Genomic DNA, 14,949 nt, shown 5'->3' on the forward strand with positions numbered 1-14,949 from the left:
CCCTTCCACTGGAACCGCATGGCCGGAGGCCATGTTACATGCCGTACTTCTTCCTGAAGCGCTCGACGCGGCCGGCAGTGTCAATGAGCTTTTGCTTGCCGGTGAAGAAAGGATGGCAGGCGGAGCAGATTTCGGTCGAAATCTCGGTTTTGGTGGAACGGGTCTGGAACGAGTTGCCACAGGCGCACTTGACCATCACGTCGTTGTACTTCGGATGAATCCCTTCTTTCATATGGTCCTCCTTGCGGGGCATCGACCCCGGCGTCATGAACACGTTTTATGTGCTGGAAAGGTATGAATTTAGCACCCTGATTTTATTTTTTCAAGGCTTTTTTGCCTATGCGGGCCGGGCTTGCGGTTGGCCGGCAACCGTGCCGCTACCTGCTCATGGAGTCGAGAAACGCCTGATTGTCCTTGGTCTCGGAGAGCTTCTCCAAGAGGAACTCCATGCTGTCGACCACGTTCATGGGATGGAGGACCTTGCGCAGAATCCAGATGCGGTTGAGCGCGCTCTTCTCCACCAGCAGCTCTTCCTTGCGGGTGCCGGACTTGTTGATGTCGATGGCCGGGAAGGTCCGCTTCTCCACCAGTTTGCGGTCCAGGTGAACCTCCATGTTTCCGGTCCCCTTGAACTCTTCGAAGATAACCTCATCCATCTTGCTGCCGGTATCCACCAGGGCCGACGCGATGATGGTCAGAGACCCCCCCTCTTCGATATTGCGGGCAGCGCCGAAAAAGCGCTTGGGCTTCTGGAGGGCGTTGGCGTCAACCCCGCCGGTGAGGATTTTGCCGGAAGGAGGAAGCACCGTATTGTAAGCCCGGGCAAGACGGGTTATGGAGTCGAGGAGAATCACCACGTCGCGCTTGTGCTCCACCAGGCGCTTGGCCTTTTCGATGACCATCTCAGCCACCTGCACGTGGCGGGTGGCCGGTTCGTCAAAGGTGGAGGAGACTACTTCCCCCTTGACCGAGCGCTGCATGTCGGTCACCTCTTCGGGCCGTTCGTCGATGAGCAGCACGATCAGATAGACTTCGGGGTGATTTTCGGCAATGGAATTGGCGATGTTCTGAATGAGCATCGTCTTGCCGGTACGCGGCGGCGCCACGATGAGCCCCCGTTGCCCCTTGCCGATAGGGGAGACAAGCTCCATGACGCGCATCGACATATTGTCCGGCGCGGTTTCGAGTTTGAGCTTTTCGTCGGGATAGAGAGGAGTCAGGTTGTCGAACAGAATCTTGTCGCGGGCGACCTCAGGGGGCTCGAAGTTGACCGTCTCCACCTTGAGAAGAGCGAAATAGCGCTCACCCTCCTTGGGAGGACGGATCTGCCCCGAAACGGTATCGCCCGTATGGAGGTTGAAGCGGCGGATCTGCGACGGCGATACGTAGATGTCGTCGGGGCCCGGCAGGTAGTTGTAATCCGGCGCCCTCAGAAAGCCGAAGCCGTCGGGAAGGCACTCCAGAACCCCCTCGCCGAAGATCATGCCGTTCTTTTCGGTCTGGGCGTTGAGAATGGCGAAGATCAGGTCCTGCTTGCGCAGACTGGACGCGCCCTCAATGTTCAACCCCTTGGCAATGGCAGCCAGTTCGTTGATTTTTTTCCCTTTAAGCTCCTGCAGGTTCATCGGCTCTCCTGTACGCGCGCGCATGGACCCCGACGCATGCGAGCGCTTTGCTGGACATGGATATCATAAGTAGGCAAGTGGACGCGTTAAATGTGGGGGAGGCGTTCCCTGGACGTTGCTCTTTGTGAAGTATAGTGCGTACGCTGAAGTTCAGTATGAATCGTGAGACCGGCTGAGTGGTCCTGTCTCGAAATGAATTGTGCTGTGGGTAGTCTGCTAGGTCAATCGGCGGAACGTGGTCGTACGGAATTCAATTAAACCGATTCCGTGGCATTTGTCAATAGCATTTATGAGCTCAATTACCTGTTGACGTAGACAGGACAGAGTCCTATAGTCCGAAGAATCAACGGTTTGGCACGGGCTCTCTCCCGCGCCCCTCCCCGGCCCCCTTGCCCGCAGGGAGGAATAATCCAACCAGAGGCGATCCACCGTGCAGAAAAAAGACAAGTCAGACTACATGATCCTGGCCGTTTCCCATGCGTTAGACCTGCTTGAGCAGTTTCATGCCGAGGACGCGGTCGAGTTGGGCGTCACGGAGATATCCAGAAGGCTCAAGCTTCACAAAAACAACGTGTTCAGGCTCTTGGCGACCCTCGAGTCGCGCGGCTACGTGGAGCAGAACCCCATAACCGGCAATTACCGCCTCGGCCTCAGGACACTTGAGCTGCGCCAGTCAATGATCCGCCAGATGGCGCTGCTCCCCTACGCCAAGCCGGCCCTCGAAGAACTCGTGAAGGAGTGCGACGAAACGGCTTACGTGGCCGTTCTCAAGGAGAATCTGAGCGTCTACCTTTACGGTGTGGAGAGCCACGCCACGGTCCGGGTCGTTTCGCGCCTCGGCTCGCGCCTGCCGGCCTACTGCACCGCCGCGGGCAAGGTAATGCTCGCGGGACTTCCCGAAAACGACCTCGAACGGTATCTCTCCCGGACGGAACTGGCCCCCTTCACCCCCAATACCATCGTTGAGCGGGACAAGCTGCGGGAACACCTGAAAGAAGTGGCTGCCCAGGGGCATGCCATTGACAATGAAGAGCTGGAAATCGGCGTCCGCGGCGTAGCAGCCCCTATCCATGACTACCGGTCGGTGGTGGTCGGTGCGGTGATCATCTCAGGCCCGGCCATGCGCTTCACCGATGGCCGGGTACGCGACGAACTGACTCCCCTGGCATGCCGGACCGCCGAGGCCATCTCGGTGAAACTCGGGTATGCCGCTCCTACCGCGGGTCTGTAACGCCGCTCCGTACTGAACTCCATCCGCGTCACTCTCCGCCTCGTCGATCGGCCCGCTTCCTGAGCGCTATCTGGGCGACCATGTCGGCCAGGATCACGCCGGTAACGACGAGAAGAATCACACCGCTCCCCCGGTAATAGCCGTAACAATTGAAAAACATGTACAGCGCCACAACCAGCCCAAGCATGCCGCGCATGCCGGCCGTGGAGTGCTCGGCGGTTACCTCGTCAGGAGTGAAGTGGCGCATGAGCGCCGGCGCCGCGTGGTAGCCCACGGCGGCGTCGGTGAGGGTAAGAAGCAGATTGATTACAAAGAGGGGCAGCAGGAATTTGTCCATGTGAGCGGCGGCAATCAGTCCGTATTGTGATAGAGGAGTCGGTCAAGAAGCTGTTCATACTCGTCGAGCATCTGCTGGAGCGTGCGCAATTCTTCGGGCGTATAGACTGCTGGACCTTTGGCGATTTCCCGCCTGAGGCGCGCTATCCGCTGATAAATGTCATCCTTCCGATCAGGACAATTATCGTGATAGAGAAGACAGGTGTCTTTCCCCTGTGCCGGGGCCGGTCCGTCAGCCGGCCTGGCGGGAGCGGCGGACATCAGAAGCAGCAGGGCCAACCCGACGACCTTTTTGTAGCTCATGGGACACCTCCTTTTTCCGCCCGGCGAGTTCCGGGCAGCTGCCGCGGAAACGACTTCCGGCGGTTCCTGCCCGTCACAGCTTGTTGATGAACACTTCTCGCGGCTTGCTCGTGCCGTCCGAGGGGCCGACGATCCCTTCCTGCTCCATCCGCTCGATGATACGGGCGGCGCGGTTATACCCGATCCTCAGCCGACGCTGGACCATGGAAATGGATGCCTGGCGCGTTTCCGCCACAAGCCGCACGGCATCGTCGTAGCGCTCGTCCACCAGGTCCTCATCGCCTTCGCCGTCACCCTTGCCGCCGTCATCCTTCATCTCCAGAATCGACTTGTCGTAGACCGGCTTACCCTGCTTCTTGAGGAAGTCGACCACCCTCTGGACCTCGGCGTCGGAGACGAAGGCGCCGTGAACCCGCTGCATTTTAGCGGTGCCGGGCGGCAAGAAAAGCATGTCGCCCATCCCAAGGAGGGCCTCGGCGCCGATAGTGTCGAGGATGGTGCGCGAGTCGATCTTGGAGGATACCTGGAACGATATCCGGGCCGGGAAATTGGCCTTGATGAGGCCGGTAATGACGTCCACGGATGGACGCTGGGTGGCGAGAATCAGATGGATGCCCGCGGCTCGAGCCATCTGGGCAAGTCGCGCGATGGACTCCTCGATCTCCCTGCCGGCCACCATCATGAGGTCGGCCAGCTCATCCACGATAACGACGATATACGGCAGGTGACCGTGCTCCAGCTCGTCGCTCCTTGCCAGGAACTCCTCGATGGCGGCGGCCTCGTCGTCCGGGAGCTCCTCGGACACATCCTCCACAACCACGGTTTCCTGGGCCTTGAGCTCCTCGGCCTCCTTTTCCAGCTTCTCGATGGTCCGGTTGTAGGAATCGATATTGCGGACCCCCTTGTCGGCCATGAGGCGGTAACGGCGGCCCATTTCCTCCACGGCCCACTTGAGGGCGAGAGCGGCCTTCTTGGGGTTGGTGACCACCGGCAGGAGCAGGTGCGGAATCCCCTCGTAAACGGAGAGTTCCAGCATCTTGGGGTCCACCATGATGATCCGCACGTCTCGGGGAGTGGCGGTGTAGAGAAGCGACAGGATCATGGTGTTAACCGACACCGACTTGCCGCTGCCGGTGGCGCCGGCCACCAGCAGGTGCGGCATCCGGGCAAGGTCGGCCACCACCGGCGCACCGGCGATGTCTTTACCGAGGGCCAGCGGCAGCTTGCACTTGCTGGCATGAAACTCTTCGCCGCTGAATATCTCCCTGAGAAAGACCGTTTCCCGCTCCCGGTTTGGAATCTCGATCCCCACGACCCCCTTGCCGGGGATGGGGGCAACGATCCGGATGGAGAGCGACTGGAGCGCCATGGAGAGATCGTCGGACAGGGAGGCGATCCGGCTCACCTTGATGCCCGGGCCGGGCGCGAATTCGTACATGGTGATGACCGGCCCCGGGCAGATCTCCACCACTTCACCGTCGATGCCGAAGTCCTTGAGCTTTTTCTCCAGAAGCCGGGCGTTCATGGTGAGAATATCTCGGTCTACCTTCCGTTCGGTCGCGGGCGGCGAATCGAGCAACGACAGGGGCGGGGTCCGGTGCTCACCCTCCACTTTGACGAAATCGAAGGCCTCCTGGAGCGGGGCCTGTTTGGCGTCGTCCTTCTTTTTCTCCTTCTTGCGTACCGGCTCCGGCGGCGGCAGCGCAACATGAACCGGCTTGATCTCCGGCGCCTTTTTCTTCTCGGGCTTATCACCCGCATCCATCAGCTGCCGGTTCAGCTCCTTCCGCTCCCGATGGCGCGTCCAGCGCTCCCTGAGGCTCCCTACCCACCAATCGGCGAACAGGACGAAGGAGAACCGCGACAGCACCATGGACGAGGCGGCCAGAAGCGGCAAGATGATCAGCAGCGCTCCGGTGATTCCGAAATAGGTTTTGAGAAACGAGGCCGTCTTATATCCCACGGCGCCGCCCGTGAGAACCGGCTGCCCCAGAAACTCGGTCTTTGCCAGATTGAAGGCGAAAAGGGCCGCCAGCGAGACTACGAGGGTACCGAAGGCGATTCCCTTGTAGGCTTTCCAGCGAAGCTCCTTGAAGCGCAACAGCTTGTAGGAGAGAAAGAGGAGCCCTGCCGGGATGGCGTAGGAGGCAAGACCGAGCACCTGGAGCAGCAGGTCCGACAGATCCGCCCCCAGCCTGCCCCCGAAGTTGTGGAGCTGACCTTCCGACGAGTAGGTGTTGAAGGACTGGTCCCCGGCGTTGAACGACAGGAGCGCGATGAGAATGAAAACGCCCAGCGCGCCCAGGGCCATACCCTGGATCTCCTTTTTCAGTTTTTCCTTTTTATCGATCTGTTCGTCCATGCCTACATTTCCAGGATAACCGGCAGGATCACCGGTCGCCGTTCTATCGTTTTATTGAAGAAGCGTCTCAAAATACGTCGCACTTCCTGCTTGACCTCGCCCCACTCACCCAGGGTTTCGATGCTCATGCCGGCCAGGAGGTCCAGGACGATCTTTTTCGTTTCGTCCAGATACTGCTGGCTTTCGTCCTCGAAAACGAACCCGCGGGAAACAATATCCGGCCCGTAGATGACCTCGCCGGAAGCCTGGTTGATGGCGATGATCACCACCACCATGCCGTCCTCGGACAGGTGCTTGCGGTCCTTGAGGACAACCTCGCCCACATCGCCGATTCCCTTACCGTCGATGTAGACCCGTCCGCTCTCCACGGCGCCGGCGATCTCACCCCGGCCGTCAGCGAAGCGGATCACGTCGCCGTTCACCGCCACCAGACAGCGCTCCGCCGGCACACCGACCCGCTGTGCCAGCCGGGCATGCTTGACCAGATGGCGGTATTCTCCGTGGACCGGCACAAAGTGGCGGGGCCGCGTGAGGTTGAGCATCAGCTTCAGCTCCTCCTGCGACGCATGGCCCGAAACATGGACCTCCGAGACCTTCTCGTGAAAGACCTCGGCCCCCCGGCGATAGAGATGGTTGATGAGGTCGGAGATGGTCTTCTCGTTGCCCGGGATGAAACGGGACGAGAGGATGACCGTGTCGCCGGCCTCCAGCTTGATCTGCTTGTGATCGTCCATGGCGATGCGGGCCAGCGAGCTCATGGGCTCGCCCTGGGAACCGGTGGTAATCATGCAGACCTGCTCTTTGGGAAGGTGCTGGAGTTCCTTCAGATCGGTCAGTACCCCCTCCGGCATCCGCAGGTAGCCCAGTTGCCGCGCGATGGCCACGTTCGCCACCATTGAGCGCCCGTTGAGCAATACCTTGCGGCCACAGCGGACCGCCGCGTCCACCGCCTGCTGGACCCGGTGGATGTTGCTGGAGAAGGCGGCCACGATGATCCGCCCCTCGCAGCGGGGGAAAATTTCGTCAAAGGCCTCCCCCACCACCCGCTCGGAAAGGGTGTACCCCTCGCGCTCCACGTTGGTGGAGTCGGCCAGGAGCGCCAGAACCCCCTCGTCCCCGTAACGGGAGAAGGTGGCCAGGTCGGTCAGTTCGCCATCCACCGGGGTCTGGTCGATCTTGAAGTCCCCCGTATGGATCACCACCCCCTCCGGGGTCCGAATGGCAAGGGCGCAACCGTCCACGATGGAGTGGGACACCCTGATGAACTCCACGGAGAAGCAGCCGAGCGTCACCACGTCGCGGGGCTTGACGACATTCAGCTCCACCTCGCTCTCCAGGTCGAACTCCTTCAGTTTTTCCCGAATGAAGCCAAGGGTGAGGGCCGTGCCATAGAGAGGGAGCGAGAGCTCCTGAAGGACATACGGAAGAGCACCGATGTGGTCCTCGTGGCCGTGGGTGAGGAGTATGCCGCGCACCCGGCCGGCCCGTTCCCGCAGGTAGGTGATATCCGGAATGACCAGGTCGATGCCGAGCATCTGCGGCTCGGGGAACATGAGGCCGCAGTCGGCGACGATGATGTCCTCGCCGTGCTCGTAGGCCATCATGTTGAGGCCGATTTCGCCCAGCCCCCCCAGGGGGATGATGCGCAGCCCCCCATTATCCGTAATGTCAGCGGGTGCCGTGTCCATGGGGTATCATCTCGGCCCGCCGCGTCCGGCGAGCATCGCAATCTTCATATCGCACCGGGCAATCCATTCGCGGCCCGGCTGAACGAGCCACGCCGCCGCGTAAAAGGAGCTGCGCAGTGCCCGGTAGGCAATGAGCGCCCGCTCCGTGTCGCCGATCCGCTCGAGCCCGGCCCCGATCTCCCAGAGCCGGCTGGCCGACTTCTCCACATGGGGGCCCAGGGGGGTATACATGTGGAGCGCCGCCTCATAGGCCGATACGGCGGCCATGTAATCTCCCCGCGCCATGGCCTCCTCACCCCGCAAAAACTGGGTGCGCTGCCGCCACAGGGTATTCCCGACGATGAGCAGGACAGAGATAAGAGCAATCGCCGTCACATTGACAAGGACTGTTTTGGTTTGTTCCGTCATGGCAGCCTATCCGAAAAAGTGCGGCACCACGGCCAGCAGAACCCCCGTAAGGGCGGAAACCACGCCGCCGAGCACGGCAAGGGCAGCCACCGCACCCCAGGGTCGCCGGAGCCGGTGGGCCGCCGGAAGCCCCCACGCCGTCACCAGGAGGCCGCCACCGATGAGAACAAAAGACAAGGCGAGCATCCTACCCCTCCAGCCCCGACTGAATGGCGGACCGTACCTGTTCCATGAGCGGCGTCCCCTTGAGGGCGCCGGCACCGGAGGTCGGAATCGGGGTCCCGAACCGGACGGCGATCCTGGCACCCCGCACAAGCTTCACGGTGTTGCGCGGATTCACCTGCATGCTCCCGTTGATGGTGAACGGAATAATGGGCACCCCGGCCCGTTCGGCCAGGACAAATCCCCCTTTTTTGAACGGAAGGAGCGATCCGTCGGCGGTGCGGGTCCCTTCGGGGAAGACGATGACGCTGGCCCCTGCCCTGATCCGCTTTGCTGCGGCATCGAGACTCCGCAGGGCCTTACGGCCGTCGCTCCGGTCAACGGGGATGTAGCCTGCCCGTTGCATGGCGGCGCCGAACAGGGGGATACGGAAGAGCTCCTCCTTGGCGAGCCAGGAGAAGCGGCGCGGAATGGCCCGCGACAGGACGAGAATGTCGAAGTTTCCCTGGTGGTTCCCCATGAAGATGACCGGCTCTCCCGCCGGCACATTCTCGGTTCCGCTCACGTCGAGGCGCACCCCGGCCATCATGAGGCCGATCCGGCTCCAGGCGAGGGCACAGCGGTGGGCAAAGCCGCCACTGGCATCCACCAGGCTCCCCACAAGGGCCGCAAAGCTGAAGAAGCCGGAGAGCGGAATAAAAAAGGCGAGGTAAATCAGTCCGTTAAGCATTGGTGGCTCCGGGGAAATATCCGATTAACCTTACTGCTTTTTGGCAGGGGAGTCAAACCAATATACGACCGGCGGAACCTCTCGAAATCCCTTTGAACCTTCACCGGCGCAAATCTCCGGCCCGCTGAAACGGGGCCGTCACCCGGGGATTCCGGTGCTGCGGCCTTCTTCCGGCCGCCCCAACAATCCATTGAACAAAGCGGATGTTAGTGATAGGGTACCGTCGTTCTTTCGACGCTTTGATCACCAATCGCAATTCCCATACTCAGGAGGTCGCATTATGGCAAGTCTCAACAAAGTGATGCTCATCGGCAATCTCGGGAAGGATCCCGAGGTTCGCTACACGCCTGCCGGCACGGCAGTTGCCAGCTTCTCCCTTGCCACCACCGAAAAATTCAAGAACAGGAACGGCGAATTCGAGGAAAAGACCGAATGGCACAACGTGGTCCTCTGGGGCCGCCAGGCCGAAATCGCCGGTGAATACCTGGCCAAGGGGCGGACCGTTTTCATCGAGGGGCGGCTCCAGACCCGCAAGTGGCAGGACAAGGACGGCCGCGACCGCTGGACCACCGAGGTGGTGGGCGAGCGGATGCAGATGCTCGGCGGCAAGGGCGAGGGGGGCGGCGGACGCGCAGGCGGACGCGGCGGCCAGGAGAGCGGCTTCGGCGGCCCCTCCTATGACGAGCCGGCGTTCAACCCGGACGACGATATTCCGTTTTAGTACATCCTGCTTTTTTCTACGCACCCACGAGCCGCGGCGTCTCTGCACCGCGGCTCTTTTTTTCATTCGCGGCGCGATGCCCGTTCGAACTTGTACCCCACCCCGTACACTGAATGGATCAGATCCTCGCCGGGAGCGACATCCGCGATCTTTTTCCGCAGTTTTTTGATGTGGCTGTCGATGGTACGGTCGGCAACCACCCGCTCGTCGGGGTAGATGCGGTCCATGAGTTGCTGGCGGCTGTAGATCCTGCCGGGGCTGGCCGCCAGGAACTGGAGAAGCTTGAACTCGACGGCGGTCAAATCCAGTTCGTGACCGTCAAGGGCGGCACGGTAGCATGCCCCGTCCATGACGAGACCGGCCAGTGCCGTTGTCTGACCCGGTCCGCTACGGCGCAGGACCGCCTTCACCCGCGCCACCACCTCGCGGGGACTGAAGGGCTTGCAGATGTAGTCGTCCGCCCCCAGTTCAAGGCCGAGCAGGCGGTCGATCTCCTCGATCCGCGCCGTGATCATGATGATCGGCACACTGGAAAAGACGCGGACATCCTTGCAGATCTCCAGGCCATCGCGGCCCGGCAGCATCAGGTCGAGCAGAACGAGGTCCGGTGCATGTTCGCGCACCCACGGCGCAGCCTCGGCACCTCCCGCCAGACAACAGACGTCAAATCCCGCCAATCGCAGATAATCGCGCAGCAGGGTGGCAATCTTCTCCTCGTCCTCCACAATGAGAATCGTTCCGGTCATGGCTGATGCTCCCCGACCGGCAGCGTCACGGCAATCCAGACCCCGCCCAGGGGCGAGTAACGGGCCGTGATGGTGCCGTTGTGAGCCTCGACAATGTTCCGGCAGATCGCCAGGCCGAGCCCCGCGCCGCCCCTGGCCCGACTACGGGAGCCCTCAACCCGGTAAAGCCGCTCGAAGAGCATCCCGAGGGCTTCTTCCGGCACCCCGGGCACCGAATCCTGCAGGTCGACGGTCACTGCCCCGTCATGGCACGTGAGCCGAACGAGCAACTCGCCGCCGATATCGGTGTATTTGAGAACATTGTCCAGCAGGTTGACGAAGAGTTGCTGCAATCGCTCGGCATCGCCGAACACCGTGATTGGCTGCCGGACGGATATCTCCTCGCGGACGGCAATCCCCTTGCCGGCGAATTCGGCACGGTAGCTGACCAGTGCGCCGACCAGTACCCTCCCCAAGTCCAGCGGCTCTTTCCGGTAGGCGAGCGCGCCGATGTCGGTGAGGGAAAGCTGGTAAAGATCGTCCACCAACCGATTCAGGCGCAGGACCTCCCCATGGAGGGAGCGGATGGAATCCGGCGACGGTTGTCGGACGCCATCCTGGATCGCTTCTATTTCGCCCCGGAGCACGGCAAGCGGAGTACGGAGCTCGTGCGAAATGTCCGCCACCCACTGCCTCCGTGCCTGCTCGTTCTTCTCCAAGGTGAGGGCCAGGGCATTGAAGTCGCGGGCCAGGTGTCCCAGTTCGTCCGACGACGCCACGGGGATCCTGGTGTCGAACCGGCCGGCCGCAAGCTGACCGGTGGCCCCGGCCAGATCCCGGATGGGGCGCACGAGCCGCTTCGCGACCAGAAGCGACAGGCCGGCCGCGAGACAGACCACCACTCCCGCCACCAGGGCCACGGCCAGTTTCTGTTCCCGGATGAACCGGAGTTGGTGTGCCTCGGAGAGCTTGCGGCGGGGGGCGAGCCCCAGGTACCCCGCAACCGCCCCCTTGTAACGCAGGGCTTTCAGCTCCGCCACGTCGCCGGAAAAGTCGACGGGCAGCACATGCTCCCGGCGTGCGTCGAGAATGAGGAGACGCTCCGTCAGGTGATGAACCATGCGTTCGGGCGGCGGAGGCGGCCGCATCCCATCGCCGGGGAGCGGCCCGGGCGGCCCGGGTTCGAACGGCATTTCCTCCCGTGCGGGTAGCGACTCCGCCACGAGTCTGGCCAGCATGGCCGGCTCACGGCGCAGGAAATCCCAGTTTCCTGCAGCAGCGAATCGCTTTTCCAGCTCCGCTGCCAGCCGGTCAATCTGACGCTGCTCCATGGCGTTGACATAGCGGAGAAACCCGCGGTCAACACTCCACGTCATGATGACGACCATGCTGATTACCGCCATCACGGCGGCTGCCAGCATGGCCAGGAACAGCCGATGGGTAATGCCGATCTTCATGGTCCTCGTCCTTGTGCCCGGCGAAACGCTCTCGTGAATGTTGTACCACATCCACCGGGGGTAGAGAGACCGGTATGACAAGCGCCCGGCACTTTTCCTCATTTCTTCCACATTGCGGCCACATTCCCGCGCTATTACTCGGACAGTACGGCAACATCACACAGGAAAGGAGAATCACCATGAAAAAGCAGCTGTGCATGATCGCGCTGGTGGGGGCGACGGCATTCGGGACGACGGGCACCTCGTGGTCGCTGGACGGCCCACCGCCACCGGAGCCGCCCCCCATGGGCAAAGGACAGGAACACTTTCTGGAGCGGATGGCGAGCGTCCTCAAACTCACCGACGCTCAACAGGCACAGATCGAAGCCCTTATTTCGACCGATGCGGAACAGAATGCGCCCCTGCACCGGCAGCTGGCGGAAAATGAACGAGCGCTCCGGGAGGCGACGACTGCGGCGAGCTTGGATGAGGCGACGGTACGAGCCCTTGCCGCAACAAAGGGAAACCTTATGACTGAAATGATTGTCTCCCGCGCAAAGCTCAGAAATGCCATCAACGCCATCCTGACCGCCGAGCAACGCGAACTGGCAGACCGGCTCGATCCGTTGAAGTACGGCCCGCCGCGACCCCGCCCCGACCGTCCCGGCATGGAGTGAACGACGGCTACCCGATAATGAACAGGGGGCCACGCCGCGCTTCCCCCATTTCGCAAAGGAGACAGACCATGGTAGACAGCATTGGCGGAACCGGGATCAGCATGGGCCACATGAGCGGCATGAAGCGACCCGACCCGAAGGAGATGTTCAAGAAGGTGGATACCGATGGCGACGGGGCAGTGTCCCAGACGGAACTGCAGGCGATGGTCGAGAAGATGCAGGAGCGGACCGGCCAATCGATCAACGTGGAGGAGAGTTTCACCAATGCCGACAGCGACGGCAGCGGCTCCCTCAGCGAAGAGGAACTGAAGGGATTCAGGGAGAGCATGCGGCCGCCCCACGAGCGGGAGGCCATGATGGGTGGCGAACCGATGGATGAAAGCGCCACCGCCCTCAAGGACGCCCTCCAGTCGTACCTGGCGAACGCCGACGATCAATCCATCGCTGAGCTGATCAGCTTCCTGAAGGGAGCATCGGACTCGGACAGCAGCAGTTCTTCCACATCAACGTCGCTGCTAAGCATCACAACCTGACGCACCATATCCTCCCCGGCTTCAAACGGCTAAACCCTGCTCCCTCGGGCGGGGTTTAGCCGTTTTTGCCTCTCTGGCTTCAGCTGCAACCAGCGCAGGCCGCCCGTGGCCTCGTCCATGCTCACCGGTTCGCCCATCAGCGGAGTTAAGACCGGAATGCCCCGGGCAATGCCCAGGGCGGCTATTCTGTCAAAAGGCTCCCGCCAGGGGTGCATGGAGAGATCAAAGGTGCCGTTGTGGATCGGGAGCAGGCTCTTGCCTTTCAGGTCGAGATGCGCCTGGATGCTCTCTTCCGGGTGCATGTGGACGTTCGGCCAGCGTGCATTGTAGGCACCTGCTTCCAACAAGGTCAGGTCAAAGGGGCCATATTGATCGCCGATCTGCTTGAAGCCGTCGAAATAGCCGGTGTCACCACTGAAGAACAGGCGCCGGCCAGGGGCAAGGATTACCCATGAAGCCCACTGGGTAAGATTTTTGCCGAAGAAACCGCGTCCGGAGAAGTGTTGCGCAGGGGTGGCAACAAAGCGGACACCGCCGACGTCGATTCCCTGCCACCAGTCCAGTTGCCGCACCTTTGCCGCCGGCACACCCCAGTCGGCAAGGATGTCCCCCACCCCGAGCGGCGTCAGGAAATACTCCGTTTTTCCCGCCAGCTTCATGATGGAATCGTGGTCCAGATGGTCGTAATGGTCGTGGGAGATGATTACCGCCCTGATCGGCGGGAGCTCGTCGATACTGATGGGGGGCGGGTGGAACCGTTCCGGCCCGGCAAACCGTACGGGTGATGCCCGGTCCGAAAACATTGGGTCGGTTATCCAGAATGCGTCATTAAGCTTCATCAGGACGGTTGAGTGTCCAAGACGGTACACCGTGTTGTTCGGGGCACTCATCAACTGCGCTCCGATCACTGTCTGTACCGGGATTTTCCCGGAAGGGCGCGTGTCTGCAGGTTTGTTGAAAAAGAAATCCCACATGACGCGGGCCAGCTCAAGCGGTCCGCCTGTTGTCACCTCGACCGGACGTTTCAGGTCACTCGCGAGCGAGAGAGATGACCGGGTCCTGGCGGAACTGGTTTTATTGAACAATGTGGATGCCATAACGATGACGACTCCTGCGATCAGGGTATAGAGTATGATTCGTTTCATCGGTTCCCGCCTGCTTGATCGGATCAGATGAAATCCAGCCCGAGTTCTTTCAGCTTTGCGCTCCCGGGTTTCGTGATGTCCGGGTCCCACCCCCGATCCGTGTAGTACCGGGTGAGCATGGCATCAAAGCTGTCCCGGTCGAGCACCGCCCCCTTCTTCGGGCCAATGGTGAAGGCATCCTCGAAAAAGCGGTCGGGTATGAAGATGAGTGGGTTCTCCGGAGAAAGCGGGTTGACCCCCGGCTTTTTCAGCCGGTCCCAGAGGATTTTCATGCCGAGCCCCTGCCCGCCGACGAATCGGTCCAAGTCCGCAGGGGGAACCGCCACCTTTTCAATCTTCCCGGTGGAGAGATTTATGTTCAGAATTACGCCATGATATCCCGGTTTCCCGCTCATCTTGAACCTCCTAAATCAGCCGTCCCGTACCAGTTCCGGCTTAACTCGGCCGCAATTTTTTCAGGCCCGAAGCCGTAGAATTTCCGGTCGGGTCGAACCTCCACATACGAAAGCGCGCCGAAAGGGCACCGTTTGACACATTGCGGGTCGCCGCCGCAGAGCGTGCACATCCGCTCCGGCTTTCCCGTGGCGGGGTTGGGGATAATCACCCCGGTCCTCTGCGCAGCGCACGCCGTGGCGCAACTCCGGCAGCCGGTACATTTCGCGTAATCCACCAGAACCATCTTCAGGACGGGGTCTCCGGAAAGGGCCCAGGCCGCAGCGTTGATGCCGAACTGGCCGAAGAGGACAAGCCCCCCTCCAAGCCCGACGCTTTTTATGAAATCCCGCCGGGTGAGGGCTGTTCGTTCATCGCCCTCCTGAGCCTCGATCTGCTCCATCTCCATACCAACCTCCGTCAGGGCCGGACCGG

General features: G+C 61.4%; 18 protein-coding genes. 4 read left to right on the top strand and 14 right to left on the bottom strand.

All coding sequences use genetic code 11. From position 1 onward, the window contains the following. Nucleotides 1-34 precede the first annotated feature (34 nt). Together rpmE and rho are read right to left on the bottom strand one after the other, a co-directional pair. Nucleotides 35-232, bottom strand: a complete 198-nt coding sequence (gene rpmE, locus GS_RS15610; protein ID WP_010943728.1) for a 50S ribosomal protein L31 — start codon at nucleotides 230-232, stop codon at nucleotides 35-37. Nucleotides 233-377: 145 nt separating this feature from the next. Then, nucleotides 378-1,625, bottom strand: a complete 1,248-nt coding sequence (gene rho, locus GS_RS15615) for a transcription termination factor Rho (RefSeq protein ID WP_010943729.1) — start codon at nucleotides 1,623-1,625, stop codon at nucleotides 378-380. A gap of 430 nt (nucleotides 1,626-2,055) precedes the next feature. Between rho and GS_RS15620 the strand changes: the two genes are divergently transcribed. Then, nucleotides 2,056-2,856 (top strand): IclR family transcriptional regulator, encoded by an 801-nt coding sequence (locus GS_RS15620; protein ID WP_010943730.1) that lies wholly within the window; start codon nucleotides 2,056-2,058, stop codon nucleotides 2,854-2,856. A 28-nt stretch (nucleotides 2,857-2,884) separates the two neighbouring features. Here the strand turns inward: GS_RS15620 and GS_RS15625 are convergent, their stop codons facing one another. The 7 genes from GS_RS15625 to GS_RS15655 all read right to left on the bottom strand — a co-directional run bounded on the left by GS_RS15625 (nucleotide 2,885) and on the right by GS_RS15655 (nucleotide 8,845). Next, nucleotides 2,885-3,193 (bottom strand): hypothetical protein, encoded by a 309-nt coding sequence (locus GS_RS15625; protein ID WP_010943731.1) that lies wholly within the window; start codon nucleotides 3,191-3,193, stop codon nucleotides 2,885-2,887. A 14-nt stretch (nucleotides 3,194-3,207) separates the two neighbouring features. After that, nucleotides 3,208-3,495, bottom strand: coding sequence for a hypothetical protein (locus GS_RS15630; RefSeq protein WP_010943732.1), 288 nt, complete (start codon nucleotides 3,493-3,495; stop codon nucleotides 3,208-3,210). Between the two features lie 73 nt (nucleotides 3,496-3,568). Then, a complete protein-coding gene (locus tag GS_RS15635) occupies nucleotides 3,569-5,857 on the bottom strand; it encodes a DNA translocase FtsK (protein WP_010943733.1) in 2,289 nt (762 codons plus the stop codon). Between the two features lie 2 nt (nucleotides 5,858-5,859). Next, nucleotides 5,860-7,545 (bottom strand): ribonuclease J, encoded by a 1,686-nt coding sequence (locus GS_RS15640; RefSeq protein WP_010943734.1) that lies wholly within the window; start codon nucleotides 7,543-7,545, stop codon nucleotides 5,860-5,862. 6 nt (nucleotides 7,546-7,551) lie between these two features. After that, a complete protein-coding gene (locus GS_RS15645) occupies nucleotides 7,552-7,953 on the bottom strand; it encodes a tetratricopeptide repeat protein (protein ID WP_010943735.1) in 402 nt (133 codons plus the stop codon). A gap of 6 nt (nucleotides 7,954-7,959) precedes the next feature. Continuing rightward, nucleotides 7,960-8,139, bottom strand: a complete 180-nt coding sequence (locus GS_RS15650; RefSeq protein WP_010943736.1) for a hypothetical protein — start codon at nucleotides 8,137-8,139, stop codon at nucleotides 7,960-7,962. A 1-nt stretch (nucleotide 8,140) separates the two neighbouring features. Further along, complete coding sequence (locus GS_RS15655; RefSeq protein WP_010943737.1) at nucleotides 8,141-8,845, bottom strand: lysophospholipid acyltransferase family protein; 705 nt, start codon at nucleotides 8,843-8,845, stop codon at nucleotides 8,141-8,143. A gap of 280 nt (nucleotides 8,846-9,125) precedes the next feature. On the opposite strand from GS_RS15655, the gene GS_RS15660 reads away from it, so the two are divergent. After that, nucleotides 9,126-9,566, top strand: coding sequence for a single-stranded DNA-binding protein (locus GS_RS15660; RefSeq protein ID WP_010943738.1), 441 nt, complete (start codon nucleotides 9,126-9,128; stop codon nucleotides 9,564-9,566). Nucleotides 9,567-9,628: 62 nt separating this feature from the next. On the opposite strand, the gene GS_RS15665 is transcribed toward GS_RS15660, so the two are convergent. Continuing rightward, on the bottom strand, nucleotides 9,629-10,312 hold the full coding sequence (locus GS_RS15665; protein ID WP_010943739.1) for a response regulator: 684 nt from the start codon (nucleotides 10,310-10,312) through the stop codon (nucleotides 9,629-9,631). Next, entirely contained in the window at nucleotides 10,309-11,748 is a 1,440-nt protein-coding gene (locus tag GS_RS15670; RefSeq protein ID WP_010943740.1) for an ATP-binding protein, read from the bottom strand. The genes GS_RS15665 and GS_RS15670 overlap by 4 nt, the downstream gene beginning before the upstream one ends. Nucleotides 11,749-11,927: 179 nt before the next feature. Between GS_RS15670 and GS_RS15675 the strand changes: the two genes are divergently transcribed. Both GS_RS15675 and GS_RS15680 read left to right on the top strand, forming a co-directional pair. Continuing rightward, nucleotides 11,928-12,404 (top strand): Spy/CpxP family protein refolding chaperone, encoded by a 477-nt coding sequence (locus GS_RS15675; RefSeq protein ID WP_010943741.1) that lies wholly within the window; start codon nucleotides 11,928-11,930, stop codon nucleotides 12,402-12,404. A 68-nt stretch (nucleotides 12,405-12,472) separates the two neighbouring features. After that, the gene (locus GS_RS15680) at nucleotides 12,473-12,937 is read left to right on the top strand and encodes an EF-hand domain-containing protein (protein ID WP_010943742.1); all 465 of its coding nucleotides are present in this window, start codon (nucleotides 12,473-12,475) and stop codon (nucleotides 12,935-12,937) included. Nucleotides 12,938-12,966: 29 nt separating this feature from the next. Here GS_RS15680 and GS_RS15685 read toward each other — a convergent pair whose 3' ends face one another. The 3 genes from GS_RS15685 to GS_RS15695 are packed head-to-tail and all read right to left on the bottom strand — an operon-like array spanning nucleotide 12,967 to nucleotide 14,923. Then, a complete protein-coding gene (locus GS_RS15685; RefSeq protein WP_010943743.1) occupies nucleotides 12,967-14,082 on the bottom strand; it encodes an MBL fold metallo-hydrolase in 1,116 nt (371 codons plus the stop codon). Between the two features lie 23 nt (nucleotides 14,083-14,105). Next, nucleotides 14,106-14,477, bottom strand: coding sequence for an aldehyde ferredoxin oxidoreductase N-terminal domain-containing protein (locus GS_RS15690; RefSeq protein ID WP_010943744.1), 372 nt, complete (start codon nucleotides 14,475-14,477; stop codon nucleotides 14,106-14,108). After that, on the bottom strand, nucleotides 14,474-14,923 hold the full coding sequence (locus tag GS_RS15695) for a twin-arginine translocation signal domain-containing protein (RefSeq protein ID WP_010943745.1): 450 nt from the start codon (nucleotides 14,921-14,923) through the stop codon (nucleotides 14,474-14,476). The genes GS_RS15690 and GS_RS15695 overlap by 4 nt, the downstream gene beginning before the upstream one ends. Nucleotides 14,924-14,949 lie beyond the last annotated feature (26 nt).

It is taken from the genome of Geobacter sulfurreducens PCA, assembly GCF_000007985.2.
GTDB lineage: Bacteria > Desulfobacterota > Desulfuromonadia > Geobacterales > Geobacteraceae > Geobacter > Geobacter sulfurreducens.